The sequence below is a fragment of the Herbaspirillum autotrophicum genome, assembly GCF_001189915.1.
Classification (GTDB): Bacteria; Pseudomonadota; Gammaproteobacteria; order Burkholderiales; family Burkholderiaceae_D; genus Herbaspirillum; species Herbaspirillum autotrophicum.
In genome coordinates, this window is sequence record NZ_LFLS01000019.1 from 23,566 (window position 1) to 40,812 (window position 17,247).

Sequence of the window (17,247 nt, forward strand, 5' to 3'; positions counted from 1 at the left end):
CTGCTTTTTTATTCGATGACCTTGGGCACCAGATACAGGCCGTCCTGGGTGGCAGGGGCCGGTTGCTGATAATCCGCGCGGTGATTTTCTTCGGTCACCACATCGTCGCGCAGACGCAGCGCGATGTTGTCGGTGAAGGCCGCAATCGGATGGCTCAGTGGTTCGATGCCGGTGGTATCGACGGCTTTCATCTGTTCGACCAGCGCAAAAATGCCGTTCAGTTTTTCAAGCGTCTGGCCGGCCTGTTCATCCGTCAATTCGAGACGGGACAGGCTGGCGATACGTTTTACATCGGAAAGGACGAGTGACATGATAGGAAGGGGCGCAAGGTGCGCGAGGCAAGAATGTTGAAAAGGCGCGTCTTATAGCTCGTAAATGCGGGCAAAAACATCGAAAAATCTTGCATCAAGCGAGGATTTTTGACTGAGATGCCTGCTGGTTTCTGCCAAATTATAAGGTAGAATGCACGACTAATGCCTCGCTGGCGCCGTATTTGTGTCGCCGCAGTCATAAAAGACATCCCCCCACTCAAAATGCAAAGCGCGCAGTTTTGGCGCATCAGGACAATTCATGTTTGGATTTTTACGCAGTTATTTCTCTAACGACCTCGCCATTGACCTGGGTACAGCGAACACACTGATCTACGTGCGCGGCCAAGGCATCGTGCTGGACGAGCCGTCGGTTGTGGCGATCCGCCAGCAAGGCGGCCCCAACGGCAAGAAGACGATTCAGGCAGTTGGCAAAGAAGCAAAACAGATGCTGGGCAAGGTCCCGGGCAATATCGAAGCGATTCGCCCGATGAAAGACGGCGTGATTGCCGATTTCACCGTGACTGAGCAAATGCTCAAGCAATTCATCCGCATGGTGCATGACTCCAAGCTGTTCCGTCCGTCACCACGCATCATCATTTGCGTACCGTGCGGCTCGACGCAGGTGGAACGTCGCGCCATTCGCGAATCGGCGCTCGGCGCCGGCGCTTCCCAGGTTTATCTGATCGAAGAACCGATGGCAGCAGCGATTGGCTCCGGTCTGCCGGTTTCCGACGCCACCGGCTCGATGGTGGTCGATATCGGCGGCGGTACCACTGAAGTCGGTATCATTTCGCTCGGCGGCATGGTCTACAAGGGATCGGTCCGGGTCGGCGGCGACAAGTTCGATGAAGCCATCGTCAACTACATCCGTCGCAATTACGGCATGCTGATCGGCGAACAAACTGCTGAAGCCATCAAAAAGGCCATCGGCTCTGCGTTCCCGGGCTCCGAAGTCAAGGAAATGGAAGTCAAGGGCCGCAATCTGTCCGAAGGCATTCCACGTTCGTTCACCATTTCCAGCAACGAAATTCTGGAAGCGCTGACCGATCCGCTCAACAACATCGTCTCGGCCGTCAAGAACGCGCTGGAACAGACGCCGCCGGAACTGGGTGCCGACATTGCCGAAAAGGGCATGATGCTGACCGGTGGTGGCGCCTTGCTGCGCGATCTGGACCGTTTGCTGATGGAAGAAACCGGCCTGCCGGTGATCGTGGCGGAAGACCCGCTGACCTGCGTGGTTCGTGGTTCCGGCATGGCGCTGGATCGCATGGACAAGCTGGGTTCGATCTTCTCCAACGAATAACAGCGCCGGGAGCCTTTTCAATCCGAGGAACTGAAACGAGAATATGACAGAGCACAAGCCGACGTTGCCGGTTGGGCGGATCACTGATCCGTCAGACGGCGAAACCTCGGCTGCTCGTTCATCGTTCTGCGTCCTCGCCGATCTGGCGCCTGTTGGTGTTGTGTTGTTGCCGCCCCGCCGCGGGCCGCAAGTTTTGGTTTCGGCCTGACCACAATGGATACTCCACCACTTTTCAAGCAAGGTGCCTCGGCCCGCGCCCGCGCCGGCTTTTTTGCACTGATTGCGGTTGCGATGCTGATCGTCGACGCCCGCATGCATGCGCTGTCGACCATCCGGCAAGCAGTTGGCACTGTACTTTACCCGTTTCAAATGCTGGCATTGATGCCACGCGACGCTGCTTACAAGGCAGGAGATTACTTTTCTTCGCTGTCGGGTTTGCAAAAAGAAAATCAGGAATTGCGGCACCAGCAGGCAGTCAATGCCCAACTGTTGCAACAAGAGAAACAAATGGCCGTCGAAAACGCCCAGTTGCGCAGCTTGTTGAATATGCAACAGCGGATTGCCATCAAATCGGTCGTCGGTGAAATTCTGTACGACGCGCGCGATCCGTTCACACGCAAGATCATCCTCAATCGCGGTTCCCAGCAAGGCGTCGCACCCGGCCAGCCGGTGATCGACGATATCGGTATTGTCGGCCAGGTGACCCGGGTGTTTCCGTTCACCGCCGAAGTGACGCTGCTGACCGACAAGGATCAGGCGATTCCGGTGCAGGTCTTGCGCAACGGTTTGCGCAGCGTGGCATACGGGCGCGGTCAGTCGGGCGTGCTGGACTTGCGCTTCATGGCGGCGAATGCCGATATTCAAAAAGGCGATGCGTTGGTGACTTCCGGCATCGACGGTGTTTACCCGCCGGGCTTGCAAGTGGCCAGTGTGTTGCAAGTCGAAACCAAGTCGGCCGACGCATTTGCTCATATTGTCTGTTTGCCATCGGCCGGGGTGGATCGTCACAAGCAATTGCTGATCTTGCTGGTGGAACAAAACAAATCGCCGCGTCCGGAGCCGGAAGGCAATAACGACAAGAGCGACAAGTTGCTCAAACGCCGCCTGCGTGACAGCAGCAAGGAAACCGAAACTGCCAGCAAGGAAGCACCGAGCGAAGCGCGTAAAGGCGCCGCTGCAGTTGCTCCCGGCAACGCCGTCACACCGGCCGCCACTCCCGCTGCTGCAACGCCGGCCGCTGCGGCCCGGCCGGCAGCGACACCGGCCACTACCCCTGCAGTAACTCCGGCGCCGAAGCCGGCTGCGCCACCTGCCAGGAACGCTGCTCAATGAACGATCCGCATTACATTCTGTTGCCGGCCAGTCCCTGGTTTATTGCACTGACGCTGATTGCCGCTTTTCTGCTGAACTTGCTGCCGTGGGGGCAGTGGGTCGGCGTGCCGGACTTCGTCGCCCTGGTGCTGGTGTTCTGGAGCATCCACGAACCGCGCAAGGTCGGCATCAGTATTGCCTTCCTGATGGGCGTGCTGATGGATGTCAATCAAGCGTCCCTGCTCGGCGAAAATGCATTGGCCTACACCGTGCTGTCGTACTTCTCGATCACGATTCACCGTCGTGTCCTGTGGTTTCCGGTCGGCACCCAGGCCTTGCACATCCTGCCATTGCTCTTGTTGTCGCAGGCGGTGCAACTGGTCGTCAAGCTCATGGTGAGCGGTAAATTCCCGCACTGGTATTACTTCAGCGAGAGTTTCGTCTGCGCCATCCTGTGGCCATTGGTGTGTTGGTTGTTGCTGGCGCCGCAACGACGCGCCATCAATCGCGATGACAACCGTCCGATCTGAGGCATGAGCAGGCATGACTGAGTTCAAAAACACCGAGCACGAACTGCGGCTGTTCCGGCTGCGTCTGCTCGCGGTGGCGGTGCTGGTGCTGGTGTGCTTTTCCCTGCTGGTGGCACGCTTTGTCTGGCTGCAAGTGGTGCGCCACGATGCCTATGCGGCGCAAGCCGAAGACAATCGCATTTCGGTGGTGCCCATCGTTCCCAATCGCGGCCTGATTCTGGACCGCAATGGCGTGGTGCTGGCGCGCAACTATTCCGCCTACACGCTCGAAATCACGCCGTCCAAGATCCAGACCAGCCTCGATGATCTGGTCGACGAGCTGAGCACGCTGGTCGATATTCAACCGAAAGACCGGCGTCGTTTTCGCAAGCTGCTGGAAGAATCCAAGAATTTCGAGAGCTTGCCGATCAGAACCCGCTTGACCGATGAAGAAGTCGCCAGGTTCACGGCGCAGCGCTATCGTTTCCCCGGCGTTGATATTCAGGCCCGTCTGTTCCGGCAATATCCGTACGGCAAGACGGCCGCGCACGTGATCGGCTATATCGGCCGTATCAGCCAGAAGGATGCTGAGCGCATTGCCGACTCTGACGATGAAGCCAATTACAGCGGCACCGACTATATCGGCAAGGAAGGCCTGGAAAAGAGTTACGAAACACAACTGCATGGCACCACCGGCTATGAAGAAGTCGAAATCTCGGCTGGCGGCCGCGCCGTGCGCACGTTGTCGCACACCCCGGCCAGCCCGGGGCAGAACCTGATTCTGTCGATCGATATCGAATTGCAAAAGGTCATCGAAGATGCCTTTGGTGACCGCAAGGGCGCACTGGTGGCAATCGATCCGGCCACCGGCGATATTCTGGCCTACGTTTCACAGCCGTCTTACGATCCCAACGTATTCGTTGAAGGGATCGACCAGCAAAGCTGGGATGAGCTGAACAATTCACCGGACCGGCCGCTGGTCAACCGGCCATTGAGCGGCACCTATCCGCCGGGTTCGACCTATAAGCCATTCATGGCGCTGGCGGCACTGGAACTGGGCAAGCGCAAACCGTCCGATTCGATTCGCGACCCCGGCTTTTTCTGGCTCGGCAATCACAAATTCCGCGATGACAAGGAAGGCGGCCACGGCGTGGTCGACATGTACAAGTCGATTGTGGCGTCGTGCGATACCTATTACTACATGCTGGCCAATGACATGGGCGTCGATGCCATCCATGACTTCATGAAACCGTTCGGCTTTGGCCAGATCACGGGCATCGATCTGGAACATGAACGGCGCGGTCTGTTGCCGTCGACCGCATGGAAGCGCAACGCCTATCGCAAGCCGGAGCAAAAGAAATGGTATGCCGGTGAAACGATTTCGCTCGGCATCGGCCAGGGCTACAACTCCTTCACGCCGATCCAGATGGCGCAGGCCACCGCGATTCTGGCCAATAACGGCGTGGTGATGAAGCCGCATCTGGTGAAGATGATCGAGGACGGCATTACCCATACCCGCACCATCACGGTACCGAAGGAAAGCTACCGGATTCCGCTCAAGCAGGAAAACATCGATGTCATCAAACATGCCATGGCCGGCGTGAACACCGAAGGTACCGGGGCCCGGGTATTTGCCGGCGCCGGCTATACCTCGGCCGGCAAGACCGGTACGGCGCAGGTGGTATCGATCAAGAAAAACGAGAAGTACGACGCCAAGAAACTGGCGACCCACTTGCTGGACAATGCCTTGTACACCGCATTCGCACCGACCGACAAACCGCGCATTGCGATTGCGGTCGTGGTGGAAAACGGCGGTTGGGGTGCCACCGCGGCCGCACCGGTGGTACGCAAGGCGCTCGATTACTATCTGTTGGGCAAGAAGGCCGGAGACAAAGCGACTGCCGCCGACAAGAGCGATGAAGCAGCGGCAGCCGCCGTACCTGCCAACAATCTCAGGGATTAACCGCACACATGAGTCTGCATCGTCCGCCCATCTGGCAAATCATCAAACCGCATCTGGCGGTGTTTGACGGTGCCTTGTCGCTGATCATCTTCCTGATCATGTCGGTCGGCATCGTCACCTTGTATTCGGCCGGCATGAATTTCCCGGGGCGGGTGGAAGATCAGTTGCGCAATATCCTGATTGCGTTCATCGCGATGTGGATTGCCGCCAATGTATCGCCGCAGACCTTGCTGCGCTTTGCGGTGCCGATCTATACGATTGGCGTCACCCTGCTGATTGCGGTGGCTTTGTTCGGCATCATCAAGAAAGGCTCGCGCCGCTGGATCAACATCGGCATGGTGGTGCAACCATCGGAAGTCATGAAAATCGCCATGCCGCTGATGCTGGCCTGGTATTTCCAGAAACGTGAAGGCATGATCCGCTGGTATGTGTTTCTGATTGCCGCCTTGCTGCTGGCGGTGCCGGTCGGTCTGATCGTGCGTCAGCCCGATCTGGGGACCGGTTTGCTGGTGCTGGCGGCCGGCTTCTACGTGATTTTCTTTGCCGGCCTGTCCTGGAAAGTACTGACCGGTCTGGTGATTGCGGTCGGCGCCAGCCTGCCGGTGATCTGGTCATTCATGCATGACTACCAGCAACAACGGGTGATGATGCTGATCGATCCGACTTCCGATCCGCTCGGCAAAGGCTTCCATATCATCCAGTCGACGATTGCCATCGGTTCCGGCGGCATCACCGGCAAAGGCTGGCTGATGGGCACCCAGACTCACCTCGAATTCATTCCGGAGCGCACTACCGACTTCATCTTTTCGGTTTACTCGGAAGAATTCGGCCTGATCGGCAACCTGATCCTGCTGGCCTTGTATCTGCTGCTGATCGGTCGCGGCCTGATGATCACCGCCAATGCGCCGACCTTGTTCACGCGCTTGCTGGCCGGTGCCATCACGATGATTTTCTTTACCTACGCCTTCGTCAACATGGGCATGGTCAGCGGCATCTTGCCGGTGGTCGGGGTACCGCTACCCTTCATGAGTTATGGCGGCACCGCGCTGGTAACCCTGGGGTTGGGTGCGGGTATTTTGATGAGCATTCAGCGTCATCGCAAATTGGTGCAGACCTGAGCGACAGCGTATCCGGCACGGTTCGATTTCCTGCGGGCAATTTTTCGGCATTTCGGCCAGACTCTGGTATCTTAGCGACACTTCGGATTCGCCGGCCTGTTGCCGCGAATAAACTGTTACTGACTGGACTTCCGATGCTTGATCTCACATCGCCATTGCCATCGCGACCGCAGATGCAGCGTGCCCTGCGCCTGCTGTCTTTGCTGTTGCCGATAGGGCTGGTCGCATGCAGCAGCGCGCCGCCACTGAAAACTGCGTCGCAGTCGCCGCCGGTGGCCCGGACCACTTCCGGCAAACCGTTGCCGGCGCTGCCGGCAGCCGGTTCCGGCCGTGGCGGTTATTACAAGGATGATGGTCCGGGTGATCAGCCGCCTGATGGCTTGCTCGATATTCCGGATGCCGAACCTAAAGTTGAACCGTATTCGAAGGCCGCCAGCCGCCCGTATGTGGTGTTTGGCAAAACCTATACGCCGATGCTGGAAGACAAGCCTTTCAAGCAGCGCGGCATCGGTAGCTGGTATGGCAAGAAATTCCACGGCCAAAAGACCTCTTCCGGCGAGTTGTACGATATGTACAAGATGACCGCAGCGCATCCGACCTTGCCGATTCCTTCCTATGCCCGCGTCACCAATCTGAAAACCGGCACCCAGGTGATCGTGCGCATCAATGATCGCGGCCCATTCCATTCGACGCGCATTATCGATCTGTCTTATACCGCTGCGTTGAAGTTGGGATACTTGTCGTCCGGCAGCAGCGAGCTGGAAGTCGAACGTTTGTTGCCCGAGGAAATCAACCAGCTGGCGGCCAACCGCAGACCGGGCATCACGACGCTGGCGAGCAATCAGGCATCTGCGCCGCCAACTGCGCAGTCAGCGCCCGTTGCAGCCGTGCCGGAAGCCGTGACGCTGGGTTCGGTCACGCCGCAGACACTTGATACGCCAGTCATGGTGGCGACGTCGGCGCCGGCCGCCGCAACGGCACGACCTGCCGACAGCCCGCTGGCCGGCGGTTTCTATTTGCAGTTCGGGGCGTATTCGCAGGAAGCCAATGCACGCGTGGCGCGCGACAAGTTGCTGCAAAGTCTGAGCGGTGCCATCGATAAAGTGGAAGCGGTTGCCGTCAATGGCTTGTACCGACTGTATGCCGGGCCTTACACCAGTCGTCCGGCGGCGCAAGATGCGGCCCAGATCGTACGTCAGCGCAGCAGCATCACGCCATTTGTCGTAGAACGCTAAGCGCATTCAAGAATTGCACATCAATAATTACGGGACACAGGGGAATTCATGCATCCATATCTGGCACTGGCCATCGCGATCATTTCGGAAGTTGTTGCCACTTCGGCATTGCGCGCTGCCGATGGTTTTACCCGGCTGATTCCGTCAGTCGTGGTGGTTATCGGTTATGCGCTGGCGTTTCTGTTCCTGTCGATCACGCTCAAATCGATTCCGGTCGGCATTGCCTATGCAATCTGGTCCGGCCTCGGCGTCGTGCTGATTTCAGTGGTGGCCTACTTCGTGTACGGACAATCGCTCGATACCCCGGCGCTGATCGGTATCGGTCTGATTCTGGCCGGCGTAGTGGTATTGAACTTGTTTTCCAAATCGACCGCGCATTAAGGCTGTTGCCGGAATCCGGGCAGCGCGGTGCGTTATCCGGCCTGATCCTTGAGCTGCAACGCGCGTTCATACAGTGCGTTTTTCTTTTGCCCGGTAATTTGCGCCGCCAGTGCTGCCGCCTGTTTGAGCGGCAACTCTGCCAGCAAGATCTGCAGAATGCGATCCGCTTCGGCGCTGTCATCTTCCGCCGGCGGCGCGCCTTCCAGCACAATCACGAATTCGCCGCGCTGATGATTGGCATCTTCTGCCAGCCATGCCGGCGCCGCCGCCAGCGGGCAGCGATGAACCGTTTCGAACAGTTTGGTCAATTCCCGCGCCAGCACGATTTGCCGGGCCGGACCGAATACCTGCAACAGCGCATCGATGGTGTCGACAATGCGATGCGGCGCTTCATAAAAGACCAGGGTCGCGGTCTGGCTCAGCAACGCATTCAGTTCGTTTTCCCGTTGCCGCGCCTTGCTCGGCAGGAAGCCGACAAAATAGAAGCGATCATTGATCAGTCCTGATGCGGACAGCGCGGTGATCGAGGCCGAAGCGCCGGGCAGGGGAATCACTTGCAGGCCGGCGTTGCGCACGGCGTCAACGATACGGGCGCCGGGATCGGACACCGCCGGCGTGCCGGCATCCGAGACCAGCGCGATACGTTCGCCCTGTTGCAAGCGCGTGATGATCTTGTCTGCCGCTTCCCGTTCATTGTGTTCGTGCGCAGCCAGCAACGGCCGGTTGAGGCCATAGCGCGACAGCAAATGGCTGGTATTGCGGGTGTCTTCGCAGGCGATGGCGTCGGCAATCGACAGCAGATGCAAACCGCGCAGGCTGATGTCGCAAACATTTCCGATGGGCGTGGCCAGCACATATAATGCCGAAACAGGATAGGTTTGCTGAGCGACTTCGTTGATGACCGGCAAAGAAGCAAGCGTGCTGGGTGGGTTGTGATTCATTGGAGAATGCGAATGTTGGGAAAAATGGCAAAAGCGCTGTTGCTGGCTAGCGTAGTGAGCGGATTGTGCGCTCCTGCGCAGGCAAACACAACAGCCGACGATAGCGCCGCGACCCCGCCGGTCCCCGGCGTTACCCGGCTGGCGTTGATGTTGCCATTGCGTTCAGGTGTTTTCGGTGCTGCCGCCGACGCCGTGCGCACCGGTTTCCTGACCGCCTACGAGCGCGAAAAGGAAGGCATTGCGATCACCATCATCGAAACCGGCGATACCACCCAAGATATGGTGGATGCCTATCGCACCGCCAGCGACAATTACGACGTCATCGTCGGTCCGCTGTCGCGCAGCGCCGTGACCGCAATTGCCATGAGCGGCAAGGTGCTCAAGCCGACCATCGCGCTGGCGCAGCCGGATTTGCCGGCCGAAGCCGAACCCATGTTGCCGAAACAAATGCTGATGGCCGGATTATCGGTCGAGGATGAGGCGCGCCAGGTGGCTTCGTGGGTCGAACGTGAAAAGACCCCGGGCAAGATTTTCGCGGTATCGACCAATGTCGCATGGCAGAAGCGTGCAGTGAAGGCGTTCGTGACGCAGGCCCGCAGCATTGGCATGAAAGTCGAGAGTCTTGAATTGAGCACGCCGGGCAATGTCCTCAGCGCCAGCGGTCTGGCACAACTGGGCCAGCGCGTGCAAGCCGAGCAGCCGGCCTTGCTGTTCGTGGCGCTGGATGCTTCGCAGGCAATCCAGTTGCGCAGTGCCATCGGCACCGACGTCGCCTTGTACGGCACCTCGCAACTCAATCCGCTGACACTGACCGGCCGTACCGCCGATAACCGTTTGCCCGAACTCGACGGCGTGCGTCTGGTAGATATGCCATGGCAATTGCAGACCGATCATCCGGCCGTCATGATTTATCCGCATGCGCTGGCGGCCGCCGATGCCAAACCGAATGCTGATCTGGAACGCCTGTACGCATTGGGTATCGATGCCTACCGGGTAGCGCATGAAATTGCCCAGCAACGCTCCGGTTTCGATATCGACGGCGTGACCGGCAAGATCCACGTCAACATGGTCAGTGGCGGCACTACCTATTTTCAGCGCGCTGAAATGCAGGCGGTGTATCAGGATGGCGTGCCGGTCCCGTACGCGGATCAGCACTGACCGGCAGCGATGGCCTGGTCCGACCGTTTGCTGGCGCGTGGCGATAGTAACCGGCGCGGTGCCGAGGCCGAACAAATCGCGCTGGAATGGTTGTGCCGGCAGGGTTTGACCGAGATCCGGCGTAATTTTCGTTGCCGCGGCGGAGAGATCGATCTGATCATGCAAGATCGTGCCACGCTGGTGTTCGTTGAGGTACGCCGACGCACCCGTGCCACGCACGGCGATGCCGCAGCCAGCGTTACCCGCACCAAACAGCGCCGGCTGATTATTGCCGCCCAGCTATTTTTACAACGGTATCGCATGCCGCCCCCGTGCCGGTTTGATGTGATCGCCTTCGACGGCGATAATATGCACTGGCTGAAAAATGCCTTTGAGGCAACCCCGGAATCATTTTGAAACCATACTCCGCCGTGGCTAACCGGCTAACTATCCTATAATCGCCCCATGACAAATCAACGTATCCTCGCGCACTTCCAGGAAAGTGCCGAACTCAAAATGCACGCCGCCTCGGTACTGGCTCAGCCGATCGAGCAGGCGATTGAACTAATGTTCATGGCACTGTCCAACGGCAACAAGATTTTGGCTTGTGGCAACGGTGGTTCGGCAGCAGATTGCCAACATTTCGCCGCTGAACTGGTGGGACGTTTCGAACGCGAACGCCTGCCTTTGCCGGCGCTGGCATTGACCACCGATACCTCGATCCTGACTGCCGTAGGTAACGACTACAGCTATCTGGAAATTTTCTCGAAACAAGTGCAGGCATTCGGCCAGGCCGGCGATATCCTGCTGGCATTTTCGACCTCCGGTAATTCCGGCAATGTACTGGCCGCAATTGATGTCGCGCTGGAGCGTGACATGCGGGTAGTGGCACTGACAGGGAAGGGTGGCGGCGAAATAGGCAAGCGCCTGACGGATGCCGATGTGCATATCTGTGTCCCGCACGACCGCACCGCGCGGATTCAGGAAGTGCATCTGGTAACACTACATTGTATTTGCGACGGTATTGACGTTGCGCTATTTGGAGGTGATGCGAATGATTGATGTGCAAGCTGGTTGGAGCAAGATGCGTCGTCCGTTGGCCGCAGTTGCGGTTTGCGGCATGCTGGCAGTAGGTTTGCAGGGATGTTTTGGTGTGTTGGCCGGCGGTGCGCTGATGGGGACATTTGCTGCTACCGATCGCCGTACGCTGGGTGCCCAGACTGAAGACAAAGGCATTGTGGTCAAGGGTGAGTCGCGTATTCCGGGCGTGGTGCCGGAAGGATCGCATGTCAACGTGACCAGTTTCAACCGCAAGGTATTGCTGAGCGGCGAAGTGCCGACCGAAGCTGCGAAAGCCGCAGCGGAAACTGAAATGAAGAGCATACCGGGGGTCGAAACGGTATACAACGAACTGGCGGTATCGGGTTCTTCCAACTTCTCGGCACGCTCGGGCGATGCGCTGGTCACCAGCAAGGTGCTGGCAAGTCTGGTCGATGCCAAGGATCTCTATTCGAGCGCTTTCAAGGTAACCACTGAACGCGGCAATGTATATCTCATGGGACGCGTGACACAGCGCGAAGGTGCACGCGCGGCAGAAATTGCCAGTGGCGTCAGCGGCGTGCAAAAGGTCGTGACCTTGTTTGAATACATCTCGGAAGAGGAATTGAAACAATACAACCGGCAAACACCGCCAAGCACCAATCAGTCCACCAGCTGACACGCTGATGGCAGGACGCCGCCGGGGTTATCTCCCGGCGGTTTTCATTTCGGCGGCCGTTTCTGCAGAATGGAAACTGGACGCCTATAATGAGCGCACCGATGCCGGCAGATGCAATGTTGGCTCCAGGCAATTTTCATAACGGATAAATCATGCAAGCTAAAACCACTGCAGTACCGCGCAACCGCCTCTGGATCAAACTCGGTGGATTGCTTGTGGTGGCCGCGATTGCCGTGTTCGGTTATTCCTCGCTGTCGGCACGCAACAGCGCCCCGGATGTCACATTCGTCAAACTCGATGGACAAAAGCTGGCGCTCAAGGACTTGCGCGGCAAAGTGGTGATGGTCAATTTCTGGGCCACTAGTTGTACCACCTGCGTGGCCGAAATGCCGCAGATGATTTCGACCTATAACAAATACAAGGATCAGGGCCTCGACTTTGTCGCCGTGGCAATGAGCTACGATCCGCCGAATTATGTCTTGAATTACACGGAAACCCGCAAGCTGCCATTCAACGTGGCACTGGATCCGCAAGATACGCTGGCCAAGGCATTCGGTGACGTGAAGCTGACTCCGACCACGTTCGTGATCGGCAAGGATGGCAGCATCCTCAAGCGTTATGTCGGCGAACCGAAATTCGCCGAACTGCATCAATTGCTGGAACAGGCACTCGCCGCCTGATTATCTGCGGACACGGCAGGCGCCGTGCCGCAATATGTTCAGTTCGTCAGAACTGTTCCCAGTCATCTTCTGATTTCTTTGCCGTCCTGATCTCGCTGCCTGTCGTGGTGGCGGCCAGTTTGCGTGGCGCAGCGGCTGCTACTGTCGCGCGCGGCGCGATATTGACGGTTCTCAGCGGTGGCGCTACGGCCCCGTGGCGCTGATCCAGCTTGAATACACTGACCACGCCGGCCAGATTGGCAGCCTGATCCTGCAAGGATTGCGCTGCGGCGGCGGCCTGTTCCACCAGCGCCGCATTCTGTTGCGTGGCTTCATCCATCAGCGTGATGGCGCGATTGACTTCTTCGATCCCGGTGCTTTGTTCCTGACTGGCAGAACTGATTTCCGCCACGATATCGGTCACCCGTTTGACGCTGTCGACCACTTCGCTCATGGTGCGGCCGGCTTGCTCAACCAGCTTGCTGCCATTGCCGACCTTTTCCACCGAATCATCGATCAGGGTTTTGATTTCCTTGGCCGCCGCCGCGCTGCGTTGTGCCAGGCTGCGCACTTCCGAGGCCACTACCGCGAAGCCACGCCCTTGTTCGCCGGCGCGTGCCGCTTCCACTGCCGCATTCAATGCCAGGATATTGGTCTGGAATGCAATGCCGTCGATGACGCTGATGATGTCGACGATCTTGCGTGACGACGCATTGATGGAACCCATGGTGTCTACCACCTGACCGACCACGGTGCCGCCTTGTTGCGCCACCGCGGATGCAGACGTCGCCAGTTGATTGGCCTGGCGGGCATTGTCGGCATTTTGCTTGACGGTGGAAGTCAGTTCTTCCATGGCCGAGGCGGTTTCTTCCAGCGAGCCGGCTTGTTGTTCAGTACGGGACGACAAATCCATATTGCCGGTGGCGATTTCGCTGGATGCGGTGGCGATGGTGTCGGTGCCGACACGGACCTGGCCAACGATATTGAGCAGGTTGTCGTTCATGGCCTTGAGTGCCTGCAGCAATTGCGCAGTCTCATCCTTGCCGGAACTGTCGATGGTGGAAGTCAGGTCACCGGCGGCGACGGTTTCCGCAATCTTGACCGCTTGATTGAGCGGACGCGTGATACTGATGGTCAGGATCCATGCCAGTCCGGCGCCGAGAATCAGTTCGATGATGCCAAGTCCGATCAGCAGTGTGCGGCCGGACTGGTAGTTCTGGTCAATATGCACTGCCGACTGATCAATCAATCCCTTTTGGAAGTCGGCATATTTGAGGACGCTGCCGGAATAGTCATCCATCATCTTCACCAGCTTGCTGTCGGTCAGTTGCCGCGCTTCCTCCGCCTTGCCCTCGGTTTTCATCTTGAAGATGTCTTCGCGGGTATTGCGATAGGCCGCACGCAGTTTGCCGACCTCATCAAACAATTGTTTTTCTTCCGGACTGCTGATCGCCGCCTCTACCCGCTTCTGGGTTTCGCTGACTTTCTTGGATTCGGCATCAATCTGTTTCTGGAAGTATTGCTGGAATTCGACGTTGTCGCTTTTCATCACGGCAAAGGTGCGTACGCCGTTTTCCTTGATGGCGGCATGCCAGTGCGTGGCATCGCGTTCTTTTTTCAAGGCATTGCCAACCATGTCGGCAGTAGCATCGCCAATGTTTTCCAGGCGCCAGATACCGATGATGACCATGGCCGCCATCAACATCAACATTGCCACGAAGCCGATGCCAAGACGCATCCCGATTTTAAGATTTTTCATTGTGTCTCCCTTGCTCAGGTTCAAGAATATGAAGTCATGCAGAAGCTGAAGCAGCTTTCCCGACTCAAGCAGTTATTGTTCTTTTGGCTGAGCGTATCACATGCAAAACCGTGTGCTCTGATTGTTTGACGACAATCCGCGATAATTCTGCAGGAATTATTTGATGATTTGACAGGGCTGCGAGTGTCCGCTGGTGATCAGTCACCGCTATAATCGCCGCGATGTTATGAAAAAAATATCGTCCGCAATGCGTGTTTTTGCGTGATACCGGGATTTCTTTTCTTCTTGGGGTTGGCATGAAGGGGGTTGTTTTCAATCTGCTGGAACAGGTGGTAGTGGCTGCCCATGGCGATGACGCCTGGGACCGCCTGCTGGCTGACGCCAACCTCAAGGGCGCTTATTCATCGCTGGGCAGTTATCCGGATCGCGACATGCAGGCGCTGGTGCAGGTCGTGGCAAGCTCGCAGCAGAAGTCGGAACAAGAGGTACTGCAATGGTTCGGCCGGGCGGCCATGCCGCTGCTGTTCCAACGCTATCCGCGCTTCTTTGCAGCGCACCATGACGTGCGGTCATTTGTGCTCAGTGTGAACGAGTACATTCATCCCGAAGTCAGAAAAATCTACCCCGGTGCCGAGGTGCCCAGATTCGTGTTTCGCCATGAAGGCGATGACGGCTTGCTGATGGAATATCGTTCGCCCCGCAAATTATGCGCACTGGCGCACGGTTTTATCGAAGGCGCTGCGGACCATTATCAGGAAGTGGTGGCGGTGACACATCTGCAATGCATGCATCGCGGCGATGCCCTGTGCGTGTGCCGCATCAGCAGCAAAACAAAGCGCTGGCAGGCAGCATGAAGCGAGAGTTGCCACGGCCGGCAAGCGATGACGGGTTGCCATCACAAATCAGCGATCTGGCGGCGCAAGTCGAGAAACTGACGCTGCGGCTGGAACGTGAACGCGATGCGCGGTTGCAGGCGGAAGCCATCGCCGAGCGCGGCTTGCGCCAGCTCTACGAAAAACAGCAACAACTGCAATTGCAGGAGGCGATTGCCGCTGCCGCCAATCAGGCCGAGTCGATTGAGCAGGCGCTGCAGTTTGCATTGCAACAGATTTGCCGCTATACCAGCTGGCCTTTGGGGCACTGCTACCTGACCCAACCATGCGACGGCCAGCAACGCCTGGTGTCGACCGACATCTGGTATGGCGATGACGACGAATCATTGCGGACTTTTTGCCAGGTCTCGGTACAGATGACATTTGCTGCCGGCCAGGGTTTGCCGGGACGAGTGCTGGCCAGTGGGGCGCCAACCTGGATTGCCGATGTCAACGACGACAAGAGTTTCTGGCGCGTGGACGCGGCGCGGGTTTGCGGGTTGCGGGCTGCCTTTGCATTTCCGGTGGTCAGCGGTGGCGACGTGGTCGGTGTTCTCGAATTCTTTTCCAGCCGCAGGCACGAACCTGACATGGTTCTGCTCCGGCAGATGTCGCAGATCGGACGTCAGTTGGGGCGCGTAGTGGAACGCAAGCAGGCCCGGCAGCGGCTGATTCATGATGCCGCGCATGATGCGCTGACCGGCCTGCCCAATCGCAAACAGTTTCTGTGTCAGCTGGATCAGGCGCTGTTGCGCCAGTGGCACGACGCTCATGACGGCTTTGCGGTGCTGTTCATCGATCTCGACCGCTTCAAGATCATCAATGACAGTCTTGGTCATCTGGCCGGCGACACCATGATCATCGAAGTTGCCAGCCGTCTGACACAGGCCTTGCAGTTGTCGCCGGACAGTTGTGCACTGGCACGCATGGGGGGTGATGAATTTTCGGTGCTGCTCGACGGCATCGATGGTATTTGCGATGCCGTGGCCGCGGCGGAACGGGTGCAGGCGGCGTTGTCGTTGCCGTTCCTGGTCCGGGATCAGGAAATTTATGTCAGCGTCAGTATCGGCATTGTTTCCAGTGAGACCGGCTATACCCGCGCCGACCAGGTATTGCGCGCCGCCGATCTGGCCATGTATCGCGCCAAGGCGCTCGGCAAGAACCGCTACGAAATTTACATTCCGGGCATGCACAGCGGCAAGGTCAGTCGTCTGACGATGGAAACCAATTTGCGGCGGGCGCTGAAAAACGAAGAGTTCGTGCTGCATTATCAGCCGATCATCGAATTGCAGGCCGGCGAAATCATTGGCGTCGAGGCATTGATCAGATGGCGCCGTTCGCCGCAGCAACTGGTGTATCCCGGCGAATTCATCGACGTTGCCGAAGATACCGGCCTGATTCTGTCGATCGGCATGTGGGTATTGCGCGAGGCATGCCGTCAGATGCATCAGTGGCATCAGCAATTTCCACGCAGCAAACCATTGACGATCAGCGTCAATATTTCACCGCGTCAGTTTGCACAGCCGAATCTGGTGGAGCAGGTGCACGAGATCATCATCGGGACCGGTATCGATCCGGCGACCTTGCGACTGGAAGTCACCGAAAACGTCGCCATGGGCGACGTCGAACGCAGCATCAAGATTCTGTCGCAACTGCGTTCGCTCGGTATCCGGTTCAGCATCGATGATTTCGGCACTGGTTATTCATCGCTGAGTTATCTGCATCGTTTCCCGCTCGATGTGCTGAAAATCGACCGCTCTTTCGTCGCCCACATGAACGATGATCATGAGCGCCTGCAAATCGTGCAAACCATCATGACGCTGGCGCGCAACCTCGGCATTGAGGTGGTGGCAGAAGGTACCGAGAATGAAGAACAGGTCGAGCGTCTGCGTGCGATGGGTTGCAACTTCGTGCAAGGCTTTTTCTTTTCGCATGCATTGACCGCCGAGGATGTCGGCAATTTGTTGCGGGTCCCGTACCGGGTCCTGAATGCCGCGTACGGTAACGCCTTGCGGGCCCCGCGCTGAGGTT

General features: G+C 57.8%; 17 protein-coding genes. 14 read left to right on the forward strand and 3 right to left on the reverse strand.

What is annotated here, in order from left to right:
* Nucleotides 1-8: 8 nt before the first annotated feature.
* On the reverse strand, nucleotides 9-311 hold the full coding sequence (gene gatC / locus AKL27_RS15475) for an Asp-tRNA(Asn)/Glu-tRNA(Gln) amidotransferase subunit GatC (RefSeq protein ID WP_050463752.1): 303 nt from the start codon (nucleotides 309-311) through the stop codon (nucleotides 9-11).
* 259 nt (nucleotides 312-570) lie between these two features.
* On the opposite strand from gatC, the gene AKL27_RS15480 reads away from it, so the two are divergent.
* The 7 genes from AKL27_RS15480 to AKL27_RS15510 all read left to right on the forward strand — a co-directional run bounded on the left by AKL27_RS15480 (nucleotide 571) and on the right by AKL27_RS15510 (nucleotide 8,131).
* A complete protein-coding gene (locus AKL27_RS15480) occupies nucleotides 571-1,614 on the forward strand; it encodes a rod shape-determining protein (RefSeq protein ID WP_050463753.1) in 1,044 nt (347 codons plus the stop codon).
* 213 nt (nucleotides 1,615-1,827) lie between these two features.
* Nucleotides 1,828-2,946, forward strand: a complete 1,119-nt coding sequence (gene mreC / locus AKL27_RS15485; protein WP_083439083.1) for a rod shape-determining protein MreC — start codon at nucleotides 1,828-1,830, stop codon at nucleotides 2,944-2,946.
* Entirely contained in the window at nucleotides 2,943-3,455 is a 513-nt protein-coding gene (gene mreD, locus AKL27_RS15490; RefSeq protein ID WP_050463755.1) for a rod shape-determining protein MreD, read from the forward strand. The genes mreC and mreD overlap by 4 nt, the downstream gene beginning before the upstream one ends.
* Nucleotides 3,456-3,468: 13 nt before the next feature.
* Nucleotides 3,469-5,397 carry a penicillin-binding protein 2 gene (gene mrdA, locus AKL27_RS15495; protein ID WP_050463756.1) on the forward strand — a complete coding sequence of 643 codons (1,929 nt, stop codon included), beginning with the start codon at nucleotides 3,469-3,471 and terminating at the stop codon, nucleotides 5,395-5,397.
* Nucleotides 5,398-5,405: 8 nt separating this feature from the next.
* Nucleotides 5,406-6,515 carry a rod shape-determining protein RodA gene (rodA, locus tag AKL27_RS15500; RefSeq protein WP_050463757.1) on the forward strand — a complete coding sequence of 370 codons (1,110 nt, stop codon included), beginning with the start codon at nucleotides 5,406-5,408 and terminating at the stop codon, nucleotides 6,513-6,515.
* A gap of 134 nt (nucleotides 6,516-6,649) precedes the next feature.
* A complete protein-coding gene (locus AKL27_RS15505; protein WP_232311005.1) occupies nucleotides 6,650-7,750 on the forward strand; it encodes a septal ring lytic transglycosylase RlpA family protein in 1,101 nt (366 codons plus the stop codon).
* Nucleotides 7,751-7,798: 48 nt separating this feature from the next.
* Nucleotides 7,799-8,131, forward strand: a complete 333-nt coding sequence (locus tag AKL27_RS15510; protein WP_050463759.1) for a DMT family transporter — start codon at nucleotides 7,799-7,801, stop codon at nucleotides 8,129-8,131.
* A 32-nt stretch (nucleotides 8,132-8,163) separates the two neighbouring features.
* On the opposite strand, the gene rsmI is transcribed toward AKL27_RS15510, so the two are convergent.
* A complete protein-coding gene (gene rsmI, locus AKL27_RS15515) occupies nucleotides 8,164-9,072 on the reverse strand; it encodes a 16S rRNA (cytidine(1402)-2'-O)-methyltransferase (RefSeq protein WP_050463760.1) in 909 nt (302 codons plus the stop codon).
* A 12-nt stretch (nucleotides 9,073-9,084) separates the two neighbouring features.
* Here rsmI and AKL27_RS15520 point away from each other — a divergent pair, with 12 nt between their 5' ends.
* The 5 genes from AKL27_RS15520 to AKL27_RS15540 all read left to right on the forward strand — a co-directional run bounded on the left by AKL27_RS15520 (nucleotide 9,085) and on the right by AKL27_RS15540 (nucleotide 12,606).
* Nucleotides 9,085-10,230, forward strand: a complete 1,146-nt coding sequence (locus AKL27_RS15520) for a penicillin-binding protein activator (RefSeq protein WP_050463761.1) — start codon at nucleotides 9,085-9,087, stop codon at nucleotides 10,228-10,230.
* Nucleotides 10,231-10,239: 9 nt separating this feature from the next.
* Nucleotides 10,240-10,626, forward strand: a complete 387-nt coding sequence (locus AKL27_RS15525) for a YraN family protein (protein ID WP_050463762.1) — start codon at nucleotides 10,240-10,242, stop codon at nucleotides 10,624-10,626.
* Between the two features lie 48 nt (nucleotides 10,627-10,674).
* On the forward strand, nucleotides 10,675-11,271 hold the full coding sequence (locus AKL27_RS15530) for a phosphoheptose isomerase (RefSeq protein ID WP_050463763.1): 597 nt from the start codon (nucleotides 10,675-10,677) through the stop codon (nucleotides 11,269-11,271).
* Entirely contained in the window at nucleotides 11,264-11,926 is a 663-nt protein-coding gene (locus AKL27_RS15535) for a BON domain-containing protein (protein ID WP_050463764.1), read from the forward strand. The genes AKL27_RS15530 and AKL27_RS15535 overlap by 8 nt, the downstream gene beginning before the upstream one ends.
* A gap of 152 nt (nucleotides 11,927-12,078) precedes the next feature.
* On the forward strand, nucleotides 12,079-12,606 hold the full coding sequence (locus AKL27_RS15540) for a peroxiredoxin family protein (RefSeq protein WP_050463765.1): 528 nt from the start codon (nucleotides 12,079-12,081) through the stop codon (nucleotides 12,604-12,606).
* 46 nt (nucleotides 12,607-12,652) lie between these two features.
* On the opposite strand, the gene AKL27_RS15545 is transcribed toward AKL27_RS15540, so the two are convergent.
* Complete coding sequence (locus tag AKL27_RS15545) at nucleotides 12,653-14,344, reverse strand: methyl-accepting chemotaxis protein (protein ID WP_050463766.1); 1,692 nt, start codon at nucleotides 14,342-14,344, stop codon at nucleotides 12,653-12,655.
* Nucleotides 14,345-14,640: 296 nt separating this feature from the next.
* Here AKL27_RS15545 and AKL27_RS15550 point away from each other — a divergent pair, with 296 nt between their 5' ends.
* A complete protein-coding gene (locus AKL27_RS15550) occupies nucleotides 14,641-15,198 on the forward strand; it encodes a heme NO-binding domain-containing protein (protein ID WP_050463767.1) in 558 nt (185 codons plus the stop codon).
* A complete protein-coding gene (locus AKL27_RS15555; RefSeq protein ID WP_198155983.1) occupies nucleotides 15,195-17,243 on the forward strand; it encodes a putative bifunctional diguanylate cyclase/phosphodiesterase in 2,049 nt (682 codons plus the stop codon). The genes AKL27_RS15550 and AKL27_RS15555 overlap by 4 nt, the downstream gene beginning before the upstream one ends.
* Nucleotides 17,244-17,247: the final 4 nt, after the last annotated feature.

What these genes read in the sequence shown, in the direction of transcription:
- gatC (WP_050463752.1), bottom strand. Translation starts at nt 311, where the DNA reads ATGTCACTCGTCCTTTCCGATGTAAAACGTATCGCCAGCCTGTCCCGT.
- AKL27_RS15480 (WP_050463753.1), top strand. Translation starts at nt 571, where the DNA reads ATGTTTGGATTTTTACGCAGTTATTTCTCTAACGACCTCGCCATTGAC.
- mreC (WP_083439083.1), top strand. Translation starts at nt 1,828, where the DNA reads ATGGATACTCCACCACTTTTCAAGCAAGGTGCCTCGGCCCGCGCCCGC.
- mreD (WP_050463755.1), top strand. Translation starts at nt 2,943, where the DNA reads ATGAACGATCCGCATTACATTCTGTTGCCGGCCAGTCCCTGGTTTATT.
- mrdA (WP_050463756.1), top strand. Translation starts at nt 3,469, where the DNA reads ATGACTGAGTTCAAAAACACCGAGCACGAACTGCGGCTGTTCCGGCTG.
- rodA (WP_050463757.1), top strand. Translation starts at nt 5,406, where the DNA reads ATGAGTCTGCATCGTCCGCCCATCTGGCAAATCATCAAACCGCATCTG.
- AKL27_RS15505 (WP_232311005.1), top strand. Translation starts at nt 6,650, where the DNA reads ATGCTTGATCTCACATCGCCATTGCCATCGCGACCGCAGATGCAGCGT.
- AKL27_RS15510 (WP_050463759.1), top strand. Translation starts at nt 7,799, where the DNA reads ATGCATCCATATCTGGCACTGGCCATCGCGATCATTTCGGAAGTTGTT.
- rsmI (WP_050463760.1), bottom strand. Translation starts at nt 9,072, where the DNA reads ATGAATCACAACCCACCCAGCACGCTTGCTTCTTTGCCGGTCATCAAC.
- AKL27_RS15520 (WP_050463761.1), top strand. Translation starts at nt 9,085, where the DNA reads ATGTTGGGAAAAATGGCAAAAGCGCTGTTGCTGGCTAGCGTAGTGAGC.
- AKL27_RS15525 (WP_050463762.1), top strand. Translation starts at nt 10,240, where the DNA reads ATGGCCTGGTCCGACCGTTTGCTGGCGCGTGGCGATAGTAACCGGCGC.
- AKL27_RS15530 (WP_050463763.1), top strand. Translation starts at nt 10,675, where the DNA reads ATGACAAATCAACGTATCCTCGCGCACTTCCAGGAAAGTGCCGAACTC.
- AKL27_RS15535 (WP_050463764.1), top strand. Translation starts at nt 11,264, where the DNA reads ATGATTGATGTGCAAGCTGGTTGGAGCAAGATGCGTCGTCCGTTGGCC.
- AKL27_RS15540 (WP_050463765.1), top strand. Translation starts at nt 12,079, where the DNA reads ATGCAAGCTAAAACCACTGCAGTACCGCGCAACCGCCTCTGGATCAAA.
- AKL27_RS15545 (WP_050463766.1), bottom strand. Translation starts at nt 14,344, where the DNA reads ATGAAAAATCTTAAAATCGGGATGCGTCTTGGCATCGGCTTCGTGGCA.
- AKL27_RS15550 (WP_050463767.1), top strand. Translation starts at nt 14,641, where the DNA reads ATGAAGGGGGTTGTTTTCAATCTGCTGGAACAGGTGGTAGTGGCTGCC.
- AKL27_RS15555 (WP_198155983.1), top strand. Translation starts at nt 15,195, where the DNA reads ATGAAGCGAGAGTTGCCACGGCCGGCAAGCGATGACGGGTTGCCATCA.